We start from the raw sequence: 19,466 nt of genomic DNA on the forward strand, positions 1-19,466 counted from the left end.
GATCGCGCTGCTCACAGATCTCGATGGGCGTGTCGACGAAGATCTCGACGAAGTCGTTTTCGTCCAGCGTCGCACGAACCCTGTCGCGGTCGCGACGGTACGGGCTGATGAAGGCCGTCAACGTGACGATCCCGGCTTCGCAGAACAGTTTCGCCACCGCGCCGATCCGGCGGATGTTCTCCTCACGGTCGTCGGCCGAGAAGCCCAGTCCGAACCGTTGCGCGAATTTCTCTCCATGGCGCTTTTCGAGAATATCCCGACCAGCGTTGAGGTCGTAGCGGACGTTGTCGCCGTCGAGCAGATAACTGTGGAAGCTCCGCTCGAAAAGCTTACGATCCACCAGATTCGCCACCGTGCTCTTGCCGCTGGCGCTCAGCCCGGTGAACCAGATGACACACCCGCGGTTACCGTTGATTTTCTCGCGCTCAGCGCGACTGACGCTGTATTCGTGCCACGTGATGTTGTTGCCCACTGAAAAGATCCTTTCTTATGCTGCGCGACAGGTGTTTCCCGGGTGCACTCTCACATGAACCCGATCACGAAGCTGTCGTTCTTCAACGAGGGTTTGTTGTAGGTGAATGACGTATGGCGTTGGCCCGTGCGACCTGAGTTGCGGTAGATGCAATCTCCGGCCGCGACATCCCATTCCATCGTCGGGCCCATGCGCGGGTAGATGTCGGCACGCCCCTCTGCCACCGCACAGAACTTCAGTGAGCTGCCCGCCGAGATCCGCTGCCGAACGGGCAGATCCTTGAGGTAGTTTTCGAGCTCCTGGGAGGGGTGGGATGCGCTTTCCACGATCGTGAGGCCTTTGCTCAGATCTGGAACGGTCGAAAATATCTGTACCGCCGGCTTGTCGCCCTCGCGTTTCCAGCTACCACGATCTCTTTCCGCGTAGTACAGCAAATCTTTTGCAGGGATGTAAATTACCCCCAGTACGGGCCCCTGTTCGTCGACAAGTGCAATGTTGACCGTAAATTCGTCGCTGCCTTTGATGAACTCCTTGGTGCCGTCCAGCGGATCGACCACCCAGAACCGACGCCAGTGCTCTCTCGTCTCGTAAGCGGCCTGCTTGGTCTCCTCGGAGATGATCGGGATCTGGGGGTCCAACAGGGGCAGCTGTTCGGTGATGTACTTGTTCGCCGCCAGGTCGGCGTCGGTGACCGGTGATGTGTCATCACCGTGGTCGCCTTTTTCTTTCATGTGGAAATTTTTGCGGTGCTCCATGATCCGGTGTCCCGCTTCGATCGCGATGGCGATCACCTCATCAAGATATGGCGCCGTTGAGGTTGCATTGGACTGTTCACTCATTGTGTGCGTCGATCCTTTCTCATTGCGTTTCTACAAATCTTCGGTTGACGGTGGGCTCACTGCCAACGCTCCTGCCGGGCCGTGCGAATCGGCTGCTTCACGGTCAGCTTGGGCGGGGTCCGCGGCTTTGTCATTCGCCTGGCGGACCGGCCCCGGCCGCACATAGCGAGCCCAGGCCAGGATCGCCGCGACGACGTAGCACGCCAAGAAGATCCACATGGCCGGGGTGACGGTGCCGGCGCTCTCATAGGACTGCCGGAGAGCCATGTTGATCCCCACACCGCCGAGCGCGCCGAACGCGCCCGCGAATCCGATCAGGGCCGATGACCTGACACGGGCCCAGTCATGCCGATCTTCCCCATCGAGATCCACTGTGCGGCTGCGGGCTTCGAACACCGCCGGGATGAGCTGGTATATCGGCCCCTTACCCGCGCCGCAAAAGATGAACAGCATGATGAAGCTGATCACGTAAACGACCATCGTCGGTCCCGTCGCGGGCGCACCGCGGCCGTGAACCATGTCGTCGTGGGTGCTGATGCCGACCAACACCGCACTCGCCGCGATGGCGCCGATCAAGACATACATGACAACCCGCCCGCCACCGATGCGGTCGCTGAGCCTGCCGCCGTAGATCCGGGCAAGCGATCCCAACAAAGGTCCGATGAAAGCAATCTCGGCGGCATGCAGCGACGCCTGCGCGTGACTCTGGCCCGCCGCGGCGAAATTGTGCTGGAGCACCTGTCCGAACGCGAACGCAAACCCGAGAAACGAACCCGAGGCGCACAGGTAGAGGAAGGTCAGTGACCACGTGTCGGACACCGAGATGATCGCTCGGAAGCTGTTCAACGAGAGGCCGGCGCGGTGGGCGACGACGTTGTCCATGCGCAATGCCGCACCGACACCGCCGACGGCCAGCAGCACGAGGTAGATGGCGCACACCCAATAGGGAGCTTGATGACCTGCCGTCGCCAGCACGACGAGCCCCACCGCCTGGATGGTTGCCGACCCCAGATTGGCCAGCCCGCCGGTCAGTCCCAGCGCATAACCTTTGAGGCGCTGAGGGAAAAGGCCGTCGGCCTTGGCCAGCGACGCCGAATAGTTTCCGCCGCCCAATCCGGTCAGCGCCGCACACACCAGATACGGCCACAGCGGCAGGCCCGGGTGCGCCAGCAATATGAGCGCCCCGCCGGTGGGGATCAGCAGCACCAGCGATGAGAACGTCGTCCAGTTCCGCCCGCCAAACCAGTTGGCGGCCAACACATATGGGATTCGGACAACGGCGCCGACCAAAGAGGACACCGCGGCTATCAGCAACTTGTCCCCGGTCGAGAACCCGTAGACGGAAACCGGCATGAACAGCACCATCACCGACCACAGGTACCAGACCGAAAAGGTGACATGGACATTCACGATCAGCCAGAACAGATTCCGGCGCGCGATAACCCTATTTCCGGCGGCCCATGCCTCCTCGTCGTCTGGGTTCCAATTAGTGATGCGTGACCGCACCATTTGCCTGCCCGCCTTTCATGGTTTGTCGTGAACAACCGGCTGAGCGCTACTTGCTGGAAATCGAATTCACCCGAACTCGTGCACGAGCGATTACGTCGAAGCGAAAAGCTAGTGTGGTATCGATTTTTTCGGCTATCTCATCTCAGGCGTACCCGCGCTGTTGGGCGATGAATCCGCCTGGTGTCGTGCATGACTGGGGCACCTTGTAGCGTGCACCGCCCCGTCCTGACGGGCCGGTAACTAACCCGGGTTCAGATCCGGTTCAGCGAGAAGCGAGCGTGGCGAACAGCGTGGTGACGGCGTTCGGTTCGGACGTTCCCATGGCGTGCCGCACCCCGGACCGGATCCGCCGAGACGGGATGCACCTGCAACGGCCCGGTCATCGCCGAGCCTCGAGTGGGAATATATGGGAAAATGCCGCACCGCCACGGTGGTCTCCTCGACGCCACGTCCGACAGCTCGTTTGACCGCCGAACCCTGAGTTGTTTCGCAGGAACCATTGGCCGTCAACGAGCGACATGCGGTTGTGGCGGGTCCCACCGCCGTGGTGCGCCGACCGGCTGCCGGCGCGGTCTTTAAAATTGGCGTGAACCAATTGCTTGACAGTAACACGGCGTTATGAGTGCACGGCAAGCAAACCCGGCGGCTACACAGGAGATCCCCAGGAAGCGCCCGGACCGCGCATGCGGCGCCGGGCAGTTCCTTCACCATGCGTGATCGTTGCCGGAACTCGATGTCGCCGGCGTGCGCTCCGGGCGCTTCGCGGTGACCCCGGCCCCCGCCCCGCGGCGTCCGCGAGAGACCGAAAGCCGGTGCGCACGGGGTTCGGAAATCGGTTCGGGTTGCTGTACGCGATCGAGTCGATGCCCTTGGCGGCCAGCGACGCCCCTGGCGGCCAGCACCGCCGGAGTCGACGTGACGAGAGTCCCGGCCCCGCAGCGCCGATGCGCGGCACACTTGCCGGTGGCTGCGAAGTGGAACTGCGTGCCGCGGTCGGCGTTCGGGCGCGGCACGCGTTGACATAGCGTTTGACGCGAGTTTGGTCACTGCGAGGGCGGGTGAGTTTGACCATGCGGCTGGATCACGTCGTGCTGTGGACGGGCAACCCTCGCGTCGCGATGGACTTCTACTCGCGGGTGGTCGGGCTCGAGCCGGTGCGGTTCGACGAGTTCGAGGCCGGCGAGGCGCCGTTCCCGAGCGTGCGCGTCTCGGAGGACTCCATCCTCGACCTCGTGCCGGTGGACAGCATCGCGGGCACCGAGACCATGACGCGGGTCCCGGGGAGTGCCGGGCACCGGGTCAACCACGTCTGCCTTGCGCTGTCGGAATCCGAGTACGAGGCACTGGATCGGCGCCTGAAAGCCGAAGGCGTTGACACCGGCGCGCGGCTGAACCACTCGTATGGGGCCCGCGGGTGGGCGCCGCAGGGATACTATTTCGCCGATCCGGACGGCAATGTGATCGAGGCGCGGTATTACGAGCGCTGAGCTGCACGCAACACCAATCGCGACGGCGATTGCCGAACCAACCGGGAACTGCCGGTCGTTGTCTGGGCAGGACGGCACGCTGGCGGTGACCGGCCGCGCCCGGCTCCCCGGGCTGGCGATTACCGCGGGCGGTAGCCTGGAACTTTCAAGCTAAGTGTGCATCGGAAGGACCTGGCCCGTAGGGCCGATGATTGATGAACCGAAAAAATCTGATCCGCACCGTCACGGTGGTCGCTGTCGTGGTGCTGCTCGGTTGGTCGTTCTTCTACTTCAGCGACGACACCCGCGGTTTCAAATCCGTCGACACCTCGGTCGCGATGGCGCAGATCAACGGCGGCAATGTCAAGAGCGCCCAGATCGACGACCGTGAGCAGCAGGTGCGGCTGACCCTGAAAAACGGAAACGGCGAGACGGACGGGTCCGACAAGGTCATCACCAAGTATCCCACCGGATACGCGGTCGACTTGTTCAACGCGCTCAGCGCCAAGGACGCCAAGATCAGCACCGTCGTCAACCAGGGCAGCATTCTGGGTGAGCTGCTGGTCTACGTGCTGCCGCTGTTGTTGCTGGTGGGCCTGTTCGTGATGTTCTCGCGGATGCAGGGCGGCGCCCGGATGGGCTTCGGATTCGGCAAGTCGCGCGCCAAGCAACTCTCCAAGGACACGCCCAAGACCACCTTCGCCGACGTCGCGGGGGTCGACGAGGCGATCGAGGAGCTCTACGAGATCAAGGACTTCCTGCAGAACCCGGGTCGCTACCAGGCGCTGGGCGCCAAGATCCCCAAGGGTGTGCTTCTCTACGGCCCGCCCGGGACGGGTAAGACCCTGCTGGCGCGCGCGGTGGCCGGTGAGGCCGAGGTCCCGTTCTTCACCATCTCGGGGTCCGACTTCGTCGAGATGTTCGTGGGTGTCGGCGCGTCTCGCGTGCGTGACCTGTTCGAACAGGCCAAGCAGAACAATCCGTGCATCATCTTCGTCGACGAGATCGACGCGGTGGGCCGTCAGCGGGGTGCCGGACTCGGCGGCGGTCACGACGAGCGCGAACAGACGCTGAACCAGCTGTTGGTGGAGATGGACGGGTTCGACCCGCGCGCCGGCGTCATCCTGATCGCGGCCACCAACCGGCCCGACATCCTGGACCCGGCGCTGCTGCGGCCCGGCCGCTTCGATCGGCAGATCCCGGTGTCCAATCCCGACCTGGCGGGCCGCCGCGCGGTACTGCGGGTGCATGCCAAGGGCAAGCCCATTGCCCCCGACGCCGACTTGGACGGGCTGGCCAAGCGCACGGTCGGCATGACCGGTGCCGATCTGGCCAATGTGATCAATGAGGCCGCTCTGCTGACCGCCCGGGAAAACGGCACCGTCATCACCGGAGCCGCTCTGGAGGAGGCGGTGGACCGGGTCGTCGGCGGGCCGCGGCGCAAGAGCCGGATCATCAGCGAGCACGAGAAGAAGATCACCGCCTACCACGAGGGCGGACACACCCTGGCGGCGTGGGCGATGCCCGACATCGAGCCGATCTACAAGGTGACGATCCTGGCCCGGGGCCGCACGGGTGGGCACGCGGTCGCGGTGCCGGAGGACGACAAGGGCCTGCGGACGCGCTCGGAGATGATCGCGCAGCTGGTGTTCGCGATGGGTGGGCGCGCCGCCGAGGAGCTGGTGTTTCGCGAACCGACCACCGGCGCGGTCTCCGATATCGAGCAGGCCACCAAGATCGCGCGGGCGATGGTCACCGAGTTCGGCATGAGCGCCAAACTGGGCGCCGTCAAGTACGGCTCCGAGCACGGTGACCCGTTCCTGGGTCGGACCATGGGCAACCAGGCCGACTACTCGCACGAGGTCGCTCGCGACATCGACGACGAGGTCCGCAAGCTGATCGAGGCTGCGCACACCGAGGCCTGGGAGATCCTCACCGAGTACCGCGACACCCTCGACGCCCTGGCCGGCGAGCTGTTGGACAAGGAAACTCTGCACCGGCCAGAACTGGAGAGCATCTTCGTCGGCGTCGAGAAGCGTCCCCGCCTGACCATGTTCGACAACTTCGGGGGTCGCATCCCGTCGGACAAGCCGCCGATCAAGACGCCCGGCGAGCTGGCGATCGAGCGTGGCGATCCATGGCCCCCGCCGGTCCCCGAGCCGGCCTTCAAAGCGGCGATCGCGCGGGCGAGCCAGGCCGCCGAGGCCGCGCGCGGCGAGGTCGCCAAAAACGCCCACGGCGGGAACGGCTCTCACAGTTCGCGCGGCGGCCAAGCCGGAAATCGGCAGGAGGGGCCACACGGCCCCACCCAGCCCGACTACGGCGCCCCGGCCGGCTGGCATGCGCCCGGCTGGCCGCCGCAGGAACCGCAGCCCGGCCACTGGTATCCGCCTCCGCAGCAGCAGCCTTACTGGCCGCAGCCGGTGGGCCACTACCCGGGGCAGCCGGGCCAGGCCCCGGCTCCGTACCCTCCGCACCCACCGGCCGGCCAAACCGGCCCGCATACCGCCCCCGATCCGGCACGGGCACCCGACCGGCCGGATGACGACGTGCGCCGGTTCAGTCCGCCGGCCCGAGGCTGAGGAACGGAGCACCCGATGGCCTTGCCGGATCTCGACTCCGACACCCCTCCCGCGCCCGGACGCGTGCGGTCGTTCGACCAGCAGCGTGCCGAGTCCGCGGTTCGCGAGTTGCTGTACGCGATCGGCGAGGACCCGGACCGGGATGGTCTGCGGGACACCCCGGCGCGGGTGGCCCGCGCCTACCATGAGATGTTCTCCGGGCTCTACCTCGACCCCGGCACGGTGCTGAACACCATGTTCGACGAAGACCACGACGAACTGGTGATCGTCAAGGAAATCCCGATGTACTCCACGTGTGAGCATCATCTGGTGTCGTTCCACGGTGTGGCCCATGTGGGCTACATCCCCGGCAAGGACGGCAGGGTGACCGGGTTGTCGAAGATCGCCCGCCTGGTCGACCTGTACGCCAAGCGGCCTCAGGTTCAGGAGCGGCTCACCAGCCAGATCGCCGATGCCCTGGTGAACCGGCTCGACCCCCGCGGGGTGATCGTCGTCGTCGAAGCCGAGCATCTGTGCATGGCGATGCGCGGCGTCCGCAAACCCGGCGCCGTCACCACGACGTCGGCGGTGCGCGGCCAGTTCAAGCACGATGCCGCCTCGCGAGCCGAAGCTCTCGACCTCATCCTGCGTAAGTGAACCCCCGCCTGTGCAGGTCATGGGGGTTGTGAACGTCACCGACGATTCGTTCTCGGATGGCGGGCGCTACCTTGATGCCGACGCCGCGGTGGCCCACGGACTGGCACTGGCCGCCGACGGCGCGGAGATCGTCGACGTGGGCGGCGAGTCCACCCGTCCCGGCGCCACGCGGATCAATTCCAGGGTCGAGGTATCGCGCGTCATCCGGGTCGTCAAAGAGCTTGCTGCGCAAGGTGTCACGGTGAGTATCGACACGATGCACGCCGACGTTGCGCGGGCGGCGCTGCACAGCGGCGCGCGCATCGTCAACGACGTGTCCGGCGGACGGGCCGATCCGGCGATGGCGCCGCTGCTGGCCGATGCCGGCGTGCCCTGGGTGCTGATGCACTGGCGACCTGTGTCGCCTGAGCACCCGCACCGCGCCCCGAGTTATCGCGACGTGGTGGCCGACGTGCGCGCGGAGTTGCTCTCGAGCGTCGACGACGCGGTCTCCGCGGGCGTCGATCCGGCCAAGCTCGTGATCGACCCGGGCCTCGGGTTCGCCAAGACGGGGCGACACAACTGGGCGCTGCTGCACGCCCTGCCTCATCTGGTCTCCACCGGTATCCCGGTTCTGTTGGGCGCCTCGCGCAAACGGTTCCTCGGTACGCTGCTGGCCGGCCCCGACGGGTCGCCGCGGCCGCCCGACGGCCGCGAGACAGCGACTGCGGTGATCTCCGCGCTGGCCGCCCTGTACGGTGCCTGGGGGGTACGGGTGCATGACGTGCGGGCCTCGGTCGACGCCCTCAAGGTCGTCGGGGCCTGGACGCAACCCGAGACGACTGGACGCCATGGCTGATCGAGATGGCTGATCGAATCGAATTGCGCGGCTTGGCGCTTCACGGCCGGCACGGGGTCTTCGAACACGAGCGCGCCAACGGGCAGGAGTTCGTCGTCGACATCACCGTGTGGATCGATCTCGCGGCCGCGGCCGCCAGCGACGACCTGGCCGACACCTACGACTACGCCGCGCTGGCCGGTCTGGCGGCCGGCGTGGTGGGCGGAGCGCCCCGCAACCTGATCGAAACGGTCGGGGGGGAGATCGCCGACCAGGTGATGGGGGACCGGCGCGTGCACGCCGTCGAGGTGGTGGTGCACAAACCGTCGGCTCCGATCCCGCAGCGGTTCGCCGATGTGGCGGTCGTGGTCCGGCGGTCACGGCGCGGCGGCCGTGGTTCGATGGTGCCGGCCGGCGGAGCGCGATGACGCGCGTCGTGCTGTCCATCGGCTCCAACCTGGGGGACCGGCTGGCGCGGCTGCAATCGGTCGTCGACGGGCTGGGTGAGGCGGTGCGCGCGGTGTCCCCGGTATACGAGACCGATCCCTGGGGCAGGCTGGACCAGGCGCCCTTCCTCAACGCAGTGCTCATCGCCGACGACGCCGCGTGCGACGCGCACGCCTGGCTGCGGCGCGGGCAGGAGTTCGAGCGGGCGGCCGGCCGGGTCCGCGGCGAACGCTGGGGTCCGCGCAGCCTCGACGTCGACCTCATCGTCTGCCACGGGGAAGCCGAGGTGATCTCTCGCGAGAACACCCTGACGCTGCCCCACCCGCTGGCCCATCTGCGGGCTTTTGTGTTGATCCCTTGGCTGGCCGTCGATCCCGACGCCTGTCTGACGGTTGTCGAGGGGCCGCGGCCGATCGCCGGATTGCTCGCCGAGCTGGAACCCGCCGACCGGCACAGCGTGCGGCTGACCGACCTGACGCTCACGACGCGGGGAAGCTGATGGGCCCGACCCGCCGACGTGACCTCACGGCCGCGGTGGTCGTCGCTGCGGTGCTGGGATACCTGCTGTTCAGCGCCATGGACCGGTGGTTCCCGCGCATCACCGCGTGGACCGGGATCTCGCTGCTCGCGGTGGCCGCCGCCGAGGCGCTGTGGGCGCGCTACGTGCGGGCCAAGATCAGCGGCTGCGAGATCGGCCCCGGGGCCGGCCGGCTGCATCCGCTGGCGGTGGCGCGCAGCGTGGTGGTGGCCAAGGCGTCGGCCTGGGTCGGCGCGTTGATGCTGGGCTTGTGGATCGGGGTGCTGGGGTACCTTCTGCCACGCCGGTCCTGGCTGCGGGTGGCCGCCGAGGACACCACCGGGACGGTGGTCGCGGCCGTCAGCGCGCTGGCGCTGCTCGTCGCCGGGCTGTGGCTGCAGCATTGCTGCAAATCTCCGCCAGAGCCACCCGAGCACGGTGAGGGCGCCGAGATTTGACCGGCCCGGGACGTCGGGTACCGCTGACTGAGAATCGCCGGACCGGCCCGACACGCGCAATGACCTCGCAGAGGTACAGTCGGGCCATGACCGTTCTGTCCCGCGGCGCCCGGGTACGGCGCGGCGGCCGCAGGCCGGGTTGGGCACTCTTGACGGCGTTGCTGGTTCTCGCGATGGGAGCCAGTTCCGCGCTGGTTTTCACCAACCGCGTGGAACTTCTCAAGCTCGCGGTGATCCTGGCGCTGTGGGCTGCGGTGGCCGGCGCCTTCGTGTCCGTGCTGTATCGCCGGCAGAGCGACGCCGACCAGTCACGGGTGCGTGACTTGAAGCTGGTCTACGACCTGCAACTGGACCGGGAGATATCGGCCCGCCGTGAGTACGAGCTGACGGTGGAGTCCCAGCTGCGCCGCGAACTGGCCTCCGAGTTGCGGACCCAGAGTGCCGACGAGGTCGGGGCGCTGCGAGCGGAACTGAACGCATTGCGGACCAGCTTGGAGATCCTGTTCGACACGGACCTCAAGGAGCGTCCCGCGATCGAAACGCTCGATACCGAGGTTCCCCGCGCTCGCGCGTACAGCGAATGGGACCGCAACGGGGCGGGAGCGCCCGTCGATTGGGTGTCCAGCGACCGCGTGACGCCGGGGCCGCAGCACCACTCGCCCCAGGCCCCGGAGGCCCTGGGGGTCTCGAACACCCCCGACGGCCGCTCCGACGAGCCGGCCATCATCGACGTGCCCGAGGAACCCCTGCTGCCGCCCCGGCGGCACCCGCCCCGGCGGCAGCCGCCCCCACGCGAACGCGTGCGCTTCCACGAGGCGTCACAGGAAACCTCCCATGCGCCGGAGCCGGAGCCGCAGTTCGACTTCCCGCACCGCACGCCGCTGCCCCCGCAAGCGCAGGCCCGGGACCAGGACTGGGAGCCGGTCGCCAACGGCCGGTGGCTGCCCTCCGGAACCGCGGCACCGCCCGGCGGCGATCCGTCTGGAAGGCAGCGCGGCTCCCGCCGCATCGGCGCCGGCGAGCCTTCCGGTGAATCCCGCGAGCAGCGAGAGCCCGAAGGCTCCCGCGACTCGTGCGGGGGACCCGTCCCCACCGGTTCACGCGGTGAGCGGGACGCCCCGCGGCCCTACGGGGAGTCCGGCCGCCGCTCGCGGTCGCGGCATTCGGCGGAATACCGCGACTTCGGCGTCCGCAACTTCACGGTCCCCGACGAGCCCGTGGTGGTCCCGGCTCCGGTCAGGGCGCCCGCTGCGGCGGCGTCACCGGCACCGCAGCCACCGGTGCCACCGGCCGCCGAGCAGCAGCCGCCGCGACTGGCGCCGCCGCCGGCCCCGGAGCCCGCACCGCGGCATGGCGGCGCGGACGGCTCCGACGTGGCGAACGGCCCGCCGTCGGGTGGGCAGTCGGTCGCCCAGCTGCTGGCGCGGTTGCAGGTCGAGTCGTCCGGGGTTGGGCGCCGCCGCCGCCGCAACGTCTGAGCCGGGGCCCTGTCGCGTTGGGTCCGGTCCGGCCATCGACTACAGTCTTGGTGACCGTCCGGTACCCGTGAGACTGGGACCGGAACGAACGAAGACTTAGGTGAGGTCGTCTGCGATGGTGCAGTTCGACGGTTTGCGTCCGGCCAGACTGAAGGTGGGGATCATCTCGGCCGGCCGGGTGGGAACCGCCCTGGGTGTTGCGCTGGAGCGCGCCGACCACGTCGTGGTCGCGTGCAGCGCCGTCAGCGACGCGTCCCGACGCCGCGCGCAACGGTGGCTGCCCGACACCCCGGTCGTTGCGCCCCAGGACGTGGCTGTCGGCGCGGAGTTGTTGCTGCTGGCGGTACCCGACAGCGAACTCCCCGGTCTGGTGGCCGGTCTGGCCGCGACGTCGGCGGTGCGGCCGGGCACGATCGTGGCGCACACCTCCGGAGCCAACGGTGTCGGCGTGCTCGCGCCGCTGACCCCCGACTGCATACCGCTCGCGATCCACCCGGCGATGACGTTCACCGGGTCCGATGAGGACATCCGCAGGCTGCCGGACACCTGTTTCGGGATCACTGCGGCCGACGACGTCGGATCTGCGGTGGGGCAGTCTCTGGTCCTGGAGATGGGTGGAGAACCGTTCTGCGTCCGTGAGGACGCGCGCGTGCTCTACCATGCCGCCCTGGCGCATGCGGGCAACCACATCGTGACCGTCCTGGCCGATGCTCTCGATGCACTGCGGGCCGCGCTGCGCGGGCAAGAGGTGCTCGAGCTGGGGGTACCTCCCGCTGCCGGGAGACAAATCGTCGACGACCAGCCCGGCGGCATCGCCGAGCGCATCGTCGGGCCGCTGGCCCGGGCAGCACTGGAGAACACCCTGCAACGCGGCCAGTCGGCGCTCACCGGACCCGTCGCCCGCGGTGACGCGGCCGCGGTCGCCGGGCATCTGGCCGCGCTGGCCAAGGTCGACTCGGACCTGGCCCAGGCGTACCGGGTGAACGCCCTGCGGACCGCGCAGCGCGCGCACGCGCCCGAGGACGTCGTCAAGGTGCTGGTGCGATGACCGTGGCGCGGTCGCCGGTATTCGACCCCGGCCAACTCAACGTGTACTCGGCGCCGCGCGACGTCGCCGACGTCAGCCGGGCGCTGCGCCAGACGGGGCGCCGGGTGATGCTGGTGCCCACCATGGGCTCGCTGCACGACGGGCACCTGGCGCTGGTGCGGGCCGCCAAGCGGGTGCCCGGCTCGGTGGTCGTGGTCTCGATCTTCGTCAACCCGCTGCAGTTCGGCCCGGGTGAAGACCTCGAGGCCTACCCCCGCACGCTCGACGACGACGTGGCTCTGTTGTCGGACGAGGGCGTCGAGATGGTGTTCGCGCCGAGCGCCGCCGCGATGTATCCCCACGGCCTGCGCAGCACGGTGCAGCCCGGTCCGCTGGCAGCCGATCTCGAAGGCGGCGCCCGCCCGACCCACTTCGCCGGCGTCCTGACGGTGGTGTGCAAGCTGCTGCAGATCGTGCGTCCGGACCGGGCCTTCTTCGGCGAGAAGGACTTCCAGCAGCTGGTCCTGATTCGCCAGATGGTCGCCGACCTGAACATCGACGTTGCCGTGGTCGGGGTGCCGACCATCCGCGAGCCCGACGGCCTGGCGATGTCGTCGCGCAACCGCTACCTGGACCCGGCGCAGCGCGAGCTGGCCGGGACGTTGTCCGCGGCGCTGACGGCGGGCGCGCACTCCGCGACGGCGGGCCCTGCGGCGGCCCTGGAGGCGGCCCGCGCCGTGCTGGCCGCGGTGCCCGCGATCGAGGTCGACTACCTGGAGCTGCGGGCAGCCGACCTCGGCCCGCTTGGCGACGGCGGGCCCGGTCGGCTGCTGGTCGCCGCGAGGCTGGGCGGCACCAGGCTGCTGGACAACGTCTCTGTCGAAGTGGGAGCTTCCGCCGGCACCGACGGGCCGGACCGACACGTTCAACCACTGTGGAGGAATTGATGTTACGGACGATGCTGAAGTCGAAGATTCACCGTGCCACGGTCACGCAGGCCGACCTGCACTATGTCGGCTCGGTGACGATCGACGCCGATCTGATGGACGCCGCAGACCTGCTCGAGGGCGAACAGGTGACCATCGTCGACATCGACAACGGTGCCCGCCTGGTGACCTACGCGATCACCGGGGAACGCGGCAGCGGAGTAATCGGAATCAACGGTGCCGCAGCGCATCTCGTGCACCCGGGCGACCTGGTGATCCTGATCGCCTACGGGACCATGGAAGCGGCGGAGGCTCGTGTCCACCGGCCCCGGATCGTGTTCGTGGACGCCGGCAACAAGCCGATCGACCTGGGCAGCGACCCGGCCTTCGTGCCCGACCTGGAAATGTCGGTGGTGGGCGAGCTGCTGAGTCCGCGGATAAGTGCGCGGTAACCGTGCTGCTGGCCATCGATGTCCGCAACACCCACACCGTTGTGGGGCTGCTATCGGGCGCGAAAGAACACGCCAAGGTGGTGCAGCACTGGCGGATCCGCACCGAATCGGAGGTCACCGCCGACGAACTGGCGTTGACCATCGACGGCCTCATCGGCGACGACTCCGAACGGCTGACCGGCGCCGTCGCCCTCTCCACCGTCCCGTCCGTGTTGCACGAGGTGCGGGTCATGATGGATCAATACTGGTCGTCGGTGCCCCACGTGCTCATCGAGCCCGGGGTGCGCACCGGCATCCCGCTGCTGGTGGACAACCCCAAAGAAGTGGGCGCAGACCGGATCGTCAACTGCCTGGCGGCATTTCAGAAGTACGCGGGTGCAGCCATCGTCGTCGACTTCGGTTCCTCGATCTGCGTGGACGTGGTGTCGGCCAAAGGGGAGTTTCTCGGCGGCGCCATCGCACCCGGAGTGCAGGTTTCCTCCGACGCCGCCGCGGCCCGCTCTGCCGCGCTGCGCCGCGTCGAATTGTCCCGGCCCCGTTCGGTGATCGGCAAGAACACCGTCGAATGCATGCAGTCGGGTGCGGTGTTCGGGTTCGCCGGCCTGGTCGACGGTTTGATCGCCCGCATCCGCGACGACGTGAAAGGTTTCGGCGGCGACCCGGGCGATCAGTTCACCATCGTGGCCACCGGCCACACCGCACCGCTACTGCTCCCCGAACTGCAAACTGCCGCCACCTACGACCGGCACCTGACCCTGCACGGCCTGCGATTGGTCTTCGAACGCAACCGGGAGACCCAGCGCGGCCGGCTGAAAACGGCACACTGAGGGCCCGGCGTGCGCGCCGAGCCTGCATGCAGCGAGTCGTCCGGTGTCATTTCGGGCCGTGGGTGCAGTCTCAGCGCGGTCCGCGCAGGCCCGATGCCCGCAACCGGTGGTCTCTGGAAGTCAATTAAGCTGGCACGTCGTGAGCGGCGCCGACCCAGACCTTCCCGAGCAGTTCCGGATCCGCCGGGACAAGCGTGCCCGCCTGTTGGCCCAGGGCCGTGAGCCTTACCCGGTCGACATCACGCGCACCCACACCCTGGCCGAGGTCCGCGACGCCCACCCCGACCTGCCGGTCGACACCGCGACCGACGATGTCGTCGGCGTCGCGGGGCGGGTGATCTTCGCCCGAAACTCCGGAAAGCTGTGCTTTGCGACCCTGCAGGACGGTGACGGCACCACCCTGCAGGTGATGATCAGCCTCGACGGGGTGGGCCGCGAGTCGCTCGACGCGTGGAAGGCCGACGTCGACCTCGGCGACATCGTGTACGTGCACGGCACCGTGATCAGCTCCCGCCGAGGCGAATTGTCGATCCGCGCCGATCGCTGGCAGATGGCATCAAAGTCGCTGCGGCCGCTGCCCGTCGCGCACAAGGAGATGAACGAAGAGTCGCGGGTGCGGCAGCGCTACGTCGACCTCATCGTCCGTCCGCAGGCGCGATCGGTCGCTCGCCGGCGAATCGCCGTGGTCCGGGCGATACGCGGCGCGCTCGAGCGGCGCGGCTTTCTCGAGGTCGAAACCCCGATGCTGCAGACGCTGGCAGGCGGTGCGGCGGCCCGGCCGTTCGTCACCCATTCCAATGCTCTCGACATCGATCTCTACCTGCGGATCGCACCGGAACTCTTCCTCAAGCGCTGCGTGGTCGGCGGTTTCGACAAGGTCTTCGAACTTAATCGGGTGTTCCGAAACGAAGGAGCCGATTCCACGCATTCTCCGGAATTCTCGATGCTGGAGACCTACCAGGCTTATGGAACGTACGACGATTCGGCAGCGGTTACCCGCGAGCTTATTCAAGAGGTGGCCGACGAGGCGATCGGCACCAGACAACTCCCGCTGCCCGACGGCAGTGTGTACGACATCGACGGAGAATGGGCGTCGATCCGAATGTATCCTTCGCTGTCGACGGCGCTCGGTGAGGAGATCACCCCGGAAACCACGGTCGAACGGCTCGCCGCGATCGCCGACCGGCTCGGGGTCGAGATTCCTGAAAACCGTGGATTCGGACACGGTAAGCTCGTCGAAGAACTGTGGGAACACCAGGTGGGCGGCACTCTGACCGCGCCCACTTTCGTCAAAGACTTTCCAGTCGAGACAACACCTTTGACGCGCCAGCATCGCAGTATCGCGGGTGTCACCGAGAAGTGGGACCTGTACGTGCGGGGAGTGGAATTGGCCACAGGCTACTCCGAATTGAACGATCCGGTGGTGCAGCGCGAGCGATTTGCGGCACAAGCCCGCGCGGCGGCCGCCGGTGATGACGAGGCCATGCTGCTCGACGAAGATTTTCTCGCCGCACTGGAGTATGCGATGCCACCGTGCACCGGAACCGGAATGGGGATCGATCGGTTGTTGATGTCTTTGACGGGGCTCACAATTAGGGAGACAGTTTTGTTCCCGATTGTTCGGCCGCACTCGAGCTGAAAGTTCTGCTGTACGGCCGGCGTCGTGATTGAGTATGCTGCGTTATTATGACAGATTAGTGGGCGGGGAGGTCCTTACCAATCCGCTCGGCAACTGTTCAGGACGGAACGCGAGGGTAAGCAAATGGCAAAAAAAGTGACCGTCACCTTGGTCGATGATTTCGACGGTGCGGGCGCAGCCGACGAAACGGTCGAATTCGGGCTTGACGGGGTGACCTATGAGATCGATCTTTCGGCCAAGAATGCCGCGAAACTGCGCGGCGACCTGAAGCAGTGGGTCGCTGCCGGCCGCCGCGTCGGAGGCCGGCGCCGCGGGCGTCCCGGCTCTGTTCGTGGTCGCGGCACCATCGACCGCGAACAGAGCGCGGCAATCCGCGAATGGGCCCGTCGCAACGGTCACAACGTCTCGACGCGCGGCCGTATCCCGGCCGACGTCATCGACGCTTTCCACGCGGCGACCTGACTTGCCGCGCGACGACGCCCGGGCCGCGTTGCCCGGGCGTCGAGCGTTTGACACGTTCGCTGGCGGCGAAATGGTCGGGAGCGGCCGCAGGAAACGAATCGGGTGTGCGTCTCGTTTCCCTAGTTGCGACCGCCGTGTCCGAGTCGTCACGGAATCGCAAGGTTAGGAACCCCGGCGGGCCGACCATTACAGTGGACGGCAGGTACGCGATGCCGACCGCACTGGATCGCCGGTGAGGTTGTACCGATGGTGAGGAAGAGCAGGTAGCCGCTAATGTTTGAGAGATTTACCGACCGTGCCCGCAGGGTCGTCGTCTTGGCGCAAGAAGAGGCCCGGATGCTCAACCACAACTACATCGGCACCGAGCACATCCTGCTGGGTTTGATCCACGAGGGTGAAGGCGTCGCGGCGAAGTCGCTCGAGTCGTTGGGTATCTCGCTCGAGGGCGTCCGCAGCCAGGTCGAGGAGATCATCGGCCAGGGCCAGCAGGCCCCGTCGGGACACATCCCGTTCACGCCGCGCGCCAAGAAGGTCCTGGAGCTGAGCCTGCGCGAGGCGCTGCAGCTGGGCCACAACTACATCGGCACCGAGCACATCCTGCTGGGCCTCATCCGAGAGGGCGAGGGAGTGGCAGCCCAGGTGCTGGTGAAGCTCGGCGCCGAGCTCACCCGGGTTCGCCAGCAGGTGATACAGCTGCTCAGCGGCTACCAGGGAAAGGAAGCCGCGGAGGCCGGGACCGGTGGCCGCGGCGGGGAGTCCGGCTCGCCTTCGACGTCGCTGGTGCTCGACCAGTTCGGGCGCAACCTGACGGCTGCCGCGATGGAGGGCAAGCTGGACCCCGTCATCGGCCGCGAAAAGGAAATCGAGCGGGTGATGCAGGTGCTGAGCCGGCGCACCAAGAACAACCCGGTGCTGATCGGCGAGCCCGGCGTCGGCAAGACCGCCGTCGTCGAGGGCCTTGCGCAGGCCATCGTGCACGGCCAGGTTCCCGAGACGCTGAAGGACAAGCAGCTCTACACCCTCGACCTGGGCTCGCTGGTCGCCGGCTCGCGTTATCGCGGTGACTTCGAGGAACGCCTGAAGAAGGTGCTCAAGGAGATCAACACCCGCGGCGACATCATCTTGTTCATCGACGAGCTGCACACGCTCGTCGGGGCGGGCGCCGCCGAGGGCGCGATAGACGCCGCGTCGATCCTCAAGCCGAAACTGGCCCGCGGCGAGCTGCAGACGATCGGTGCCACCACGCTCGACGAGTACCGCAAGTACATCGAGAAGGACGCCGCCCTCGAGCGCCGCTTCCAGCCGGTGCAGGTCGGCGAGCCTACGGTGGAACACACCATCGAGATCCTCAAGGGTCTGCGCGACCGCTACGAGGCACACCACCGGGTGTCGATCACCGACTCGGCGATGGTGGCCGCGGCCACCCTGGCCGACCGCTACATCAACGACCGGTTCCTGCCCGACAAGGCGATCGACCTGATCGACGAGGCGGGGGCCCGGATGCGGATCCGCCGGATGACCGCGCCGCCGGACCTGCGCGAGTTCGACGAGAAGATCGCCGACGCGCGCCGCGAGAAGGAGTCCGCGATCGACGCGCAGGACTTCGAGAAGGCGGCCAGCCTGCGCGATCGGGAGAAGCAACTCGTCGCGCAGCGCGCGGAGCGCGAAAAGCAGTGGCGCTCAGGTGATCTCGACGTAGTCGCCGAGGTCGACGACGAGCAGATCGCCGAGGTGCTGGGCAACTGGACCGGCATCCCGGTGTTCAAGCTCACCGAGGCCGAGACGACGCGCCTGCTGCGCATGGAAGACGAGCTGCACAAGCGGATCATCGGCCAGGAGGATGCCGTCAAGGCCGTCTCCAAGGCGATCCGGCGCACCCGTGCCGGGTTGAAGGACCCCAAGCGCCCGTCGGGCTCGTTCATCTTCGCCGGCCCGTCCGGGGTCGGCAAGACCGAGTTGTCCAAGGCGCTGGCCAACTTCCTGTTCGGTGACGACGACGCGCTCATCCAGATCGACATGGGTGAGTTCCACGACCGGTTCACTGCGTCGCGGCTGTTCGGCGCCCCGCCGGGGTATGTCGGCTACGAGGAGGGCGGCCAGCTCACCGAGAAGGTGCGGCGCAAGCCGTTCTCGGTGGTGCTGTTCGACGAGATCGAGAAGGCTCACCAGGAGATCTACAACAGCCTGTTGCAGGTCCTCGAGGACGGCCGGCTCACCGACGGGCAGGGCCGTACAGTCGACTTCAAGAACACCGTCCTGATCTTCACGTCGAACCTCGGCACGTCGGACATTTCCAAGGCAGTCGGCCTCGGGTTCACCCAGGGCGGCGGCGCCAACGACTACGAGCGGATGAAGCAGAAGGTCAACGACGAGCTCAAGAAGCACTTCCGGCCGGAGTTCCTCAACCGCATCGACGACATCATCGTCTTCCACCAGTTGACCCGCGACGAGATCATCACGATGGTCGACCTGATGATCGGCCGGGTCGCGGGCCAGCTCAAGGTCAAGGACATGGCCCTTGAGCTGACCGACGCGGCGAAGTCCCTGCTGGCCAAGCGTGGCTTCGATCCGGTGCTGGGCGCGCGCCCGTTGCGGCGCACCATCCAGCGCGAGATCGAGGACCAGCTCTCCGAGAAGATCCTCTTCGACGAGGTCGGTCCCGGTCAGGTCGTCACCGTCGACGTGGACAACTGGGACGGCGAGGGCGCCGGTGAGGACGCGGTGTTCACGTTTACCGGTACCCGCAAGCCGCCGCCTGAGCCGGATCTGGCGGAGGCCGGAGCCCACACCGCGGGCGCGACGGGGCCCGACACGCACTAGTGGTCTTGCCCGTTAATCCGTCGGGCCCGTTCGCTGGGGTGTCGAGACTGCGGTGGCAGCGCCGAAACGCGAAAAAAGTAGCGCTGAGCACA

18 protein-coding genes are annotated in these 19,466 nt (G+C 67.3%); 15 read left to right on the forward strand and 3 right to left on the reverse strand.

The genetic code is table 11. The features are described 5' to 3' along the window. From cysC to ACOJVU_RS19500, 3 genes are all read right to left on the reverse strand, one after another. Positions 1-472, reverse strand: a 472-nt coding sequence (gene cysC / locus ACOJVU_RS19490; protein ID WP_421531280.1) for an adenylyl-sulfate kinase, incomplete at its 3' end; no start/stop codon positions are given. 50 nt (positions 473-522) lie between these two features. Then, on the reverse strand, positions 523-1,311 hold the full coding sequence (gene cysQ, locus ACOJVU_RS19495; protein ID WP_421531281.1) for a 3'(2'),5'-bisphosphate nucleotidase CysQ: 789 nt from the start codon (positions 1,309-1,311) through the stop codon (positions 523-525). A gap of 30 nt (positions 1,312-1,341) precedes the next feature. Then, positions 1,342-2,820, reverse strand: a complete 1,479-nt coding sequence (locus ACOJVU_RS19500) for an MFS transporter (RefSeq protein WP_421531282.1) — start codon at positions 2,818-2,820, stop codon at positions 1,342-1,344. A 1,070-nt stretch (positions 2,821-3,890) separates the two neighbouring features. Here ACOJVU_RS19500 and ACOJVU_RS19505 point away from each other — a divergent pair. The 15 genes from ACOJVU_RS19505 (at position 3,891) to clpC1 (ending at position 19,374) form a co-directional block, all read left to right on the forward strand. Then, positions 3,891-4,307: a VOC family protein gene (locus ACOJVU_RS19505; protein ID WP_421531296.1), complete on the forward strand. Its 417-nt coding sequence runs from the start codon at positions 3,891-3,893 to the stop codon at positions 4,305-4,307. Between the two features lie 194 nt (positions 4,308-4,501). Continuing rightward, positions 4,502-6,868 carry an ATP-dependent zinc metalloprotease FtsH gene (gene ftsH / locus ACOJVU_RS19510; protein ID WP_421531283.1) on the forward strand — a complete coding sequence of 789 codons (2,367 nt, stop codon included), beginning with the start codon at positions 4,502-4,504 and terminating at the stop codon, positions 6,866-6,868. Between the two features lie 21 nt (positions 6,869-6,889). Further along, the gene (folE, locus tag ACOJVU_RS19515) at positions 6,890-7,504 is read left to right on the forward strand and encodes a GTP cyclohydrolase I FolE (RefSeq protein WP_421531297.1); all 615 of its coding nucleotides are present in this window, start codon (positions 6,890-6,892) and stop codon (positions 7,502-7,504) included. After that, complete coding sequence (folP, locus tag ACOJVU_RS19520; RefSeq protein ID WP_421531284.1) at positions 7,458-8,342, forward strand: dihydropteroate synthase; 885 nt, start codon at positions 7,458-7,460, stop codon at positions 8,340-8,342. Before folE ends, folP begins: the two co-directional genes overlap by 47 nt. Positions 8,343-8,347: 5 nt before the next feature. Further along, positions 8,348-8,749, forward strand: a complete 402-nt coding sequence (folB, locus tag ACOJVU_RS19525; protein WP_421531285.1) for a dihydroneopterin aldolase — start codon at positions 8,348-8,350, stop codon at positions 8,747-8,749. Then, positions 8,746-9,267, forward strand: a complete 522-nt coding sequence (gene folK, locus ACOJVU_RS19530; protein WP_421531286.1) for a 2-amino-4-hydroxy-6-hydroxymethyldihydropteridine diphosphokinase — start codon at positions 8,746-8,748, stop codon at positions 9,265-9,267. Before folB ends, folK begins: the two co-directional genes overlap by 4 nt. Next, positions 9,267-9,743, forward strand: a complete 477-nt coding sequence (locus ACOJVU_RS19535; RefSeq protein ID WP_421531287.1) for a DUF3180 domain-containing protein — start codon at positions 9,267-9,269, stop codon at positions 9,741-9,743. The genes folK and ACOJVU_RS19535 overlap by 1 nt, the downstream gene beginning before the upstream one ends. A gap of 86 nt (positions 9,744-9,829) precedes the next feature. Then, entirely contained in the window at positions 9,830-11,221 is a 1,392-nt protein-coding gene (locus ACOJVU_RS19540; RefSeq protein ID WP_421531288.1) for a DUF6779 domain-containing protein, read from the forward strand. 115 nt (positions 11,222-11,336) lie between these two features. Then, positions 11,337-12,269 carry a Rossmann-like and DUF2520 domain-containing protein gene (locus ACOJVU_RS19545; protein WP_421531289.1) on the forward strand — a complete coding sequence of 311 codons (933 nt, stop codon included), beginning with the start codon at positions 11,337-11,339 and terminating at the stop codon, positions 12,267-12,269. Then, complete coding sequence (gene panC / locus ACOJVU_RS19550) at positions 12,266-13,195, forward strand: pantoate--beta-alanine ligase (RefSeq protein WP_421531290.1); 930 nt, start codon at positions 12,266-12,268, stop codon at positions 13,193-13,195. The genes ACOJVU_RS19545 and panC overlap by 4 nt, the downstream gene beginning before the upstream one ends. Then, positions 13,195-13,626 (forward strand): aspartate 1-decarboxylase, encoded by a 432-nt coding sequence (panD, locus tag ACOJVU_RS19555; protein WP_421531291.1) that lies wholly within the window; start codon positions 13,195-13,197, stop codon positions 13,624-13,626. Before panC ends, panD begins: the two co-directional genes overlap by 1 nt. Positions 13,627-13,628: 2 nt before the next feature. Continuing rightward, positions 13,629-14,453 (forward strand): type III pantothenate kinase, encoded by an 825-nt coding sequence (locus tag ACOJVU_RS19560; RefSeq protein ID WP_421531292.1) that lies wholly within the window; start codon positions 13,629-13,631, stop codon positions 14,451-14,453. A gap of 139 nt (positions 14,454-14,592) precedes the next feature. Then, on the forward strand, positions 14,593-16,092 hold the full coding sequence (gene lysS, locus ACOJVU_RS19565) for a lysine--tRNA ligase (RefSeq protein ID WP_421531293.1): 1,500 nt from the start codon (positions 14,593-14,595) through the stop codon (positions 16,090-16,092). Positions 16,093-16,215: 123 nt separating this feature from the next. Beyond that, the gene (gene lsr2, locus ACOJVU_RS19570; protein WP_421531294.1) at positions 16,216-16,554 is read left to right on the forward strand and encodes a histone-like nucleoid-structuring protein Lsr2; all 339 of its coding nucleotides are present in this window, start codon (positions 16,216-16,218) and stop codon (positions 16,552-16,554) included. Between the two features lie 273 nt (positions 16,555-16,827). Beyond that, positions 16,828-19,374 carry an ATP-dependent protease ATP-binding subunit ClpC gene (gene clpC1 / locus ACOJVU_RS19575; protein WP_421531295.1) on the forward strand — a complete coding sequence of 849 codons (2,547 nt, stop codon included), beginning with the start codon at positions 16,828-16,830 and terminating at the stop codon, positions 19,372-19,374. The last annotated feature ends 92 nt before the right edge of the window (positions 19,375-19,466 follow it).

This window comes from Mycobacterium sp. THU-M104, from assembly GCF_049197365.1.
Lineage (GTDB): Bacteria > Actinomycetota > Actinomycetes > Mycobacteriales > Mycobacteriaceae > Mycobacterium.

Bases quoted from the DNA above. Each gene is read 5' to 3' on its own strand.
- cysQ (WP_421531281.1), bottom strand. From the start codon at position 1,311: ATGAGTGAACAGTCCAATGCAACCTCAACGGCGCCATATCTTGATGAG.
- ACOJVU_RS19500 (WP_421531282.1), bottom strand. From the start codon at position 2,820: ATGGTGCGGTCACGCATCACTAATTGGAACCCAGACGACGAGGAGGCA.
- ACOJVU_RS19505 (WP_421531296.1), top strand. From the start codon at position 3,891: ATGCGGCTGGATCACGTCGTGCTGTGGACGGGCAACCCTCGCGTCGCG.
- ftsH (WP_421531283.1), top strand. From the start codon at position 4,502: ATGAACCGAAAAAATCTGATCCGCACCGTCACGGTGGTCGCTGTCGTG.
- folP (WP_421531284.1), top strand. From the start codon at position 7,458: ATGCCGCCTCGCGAGCCGAAGCTCTCGACCTCATCCTGCGTAAGTGAA.
- folB (WP_421531285.1), top strand. From the start codon at position 8,348: ATGGCTGATCGAATCGAATTGCGCGGCTTGGCGCTTCACGGCCGGCAC.
- folK (WP_421531286.1), top strand. From the start codon at position 8,746: ATGACGCGCGTCGTGCTGTCCATCGGCTCCAACCTGGGGGACCGGCTG.
- ACOJVU_RS19535 (WP_421531287.1), top strand. From the start codon at position 9,267: ATGGGCCCGACCCGCCGACGTGACCTCACGGCCGCGGTGGTCGTCGCT.
- ACOJVU_RS19540 (WP_421531288.1), top strand. From the start codon at position 9,830: ATGACCGTTCTGTCCCGCGGCGCCCGGGTACGGCGCGGCGGCCGCAGG.
- ACOJVU_RS19545 (WP_421531289.1), top strand. From the start codon at position 11,337: ATGGTGCAGTTCGACGGTTTGCGTCCGGCCAGACTGAAGGTGGGGATC.
- panC (WP_421531290.1), top strand. From the start codon at position 12,266: ATGACCGTGGCGCGGTCGCCGGTATTCGACCCCGGCCAACTCAACGTG.
- panD (WP_421531291.1), top strand. From the start codon at position 13,195: ATGTTACGGACGATGCTGAAGTCGAAGATTCACCGTGCCACGGTCACG.
- lsr2 (WP_421531294.1), top strand. From the start codon at position 16,216: ATGGCAAAAAAAGTGACCGTCACCTTGGTCGATGATTTCGACGGTGCG.
- clpC1 (WP_421531295.1), top strand. From the start codon at position 16,828: ATGTTTGAGAGATTTACCGACCGTGCCCGCAGGGTCGTCGTCTTGGCG.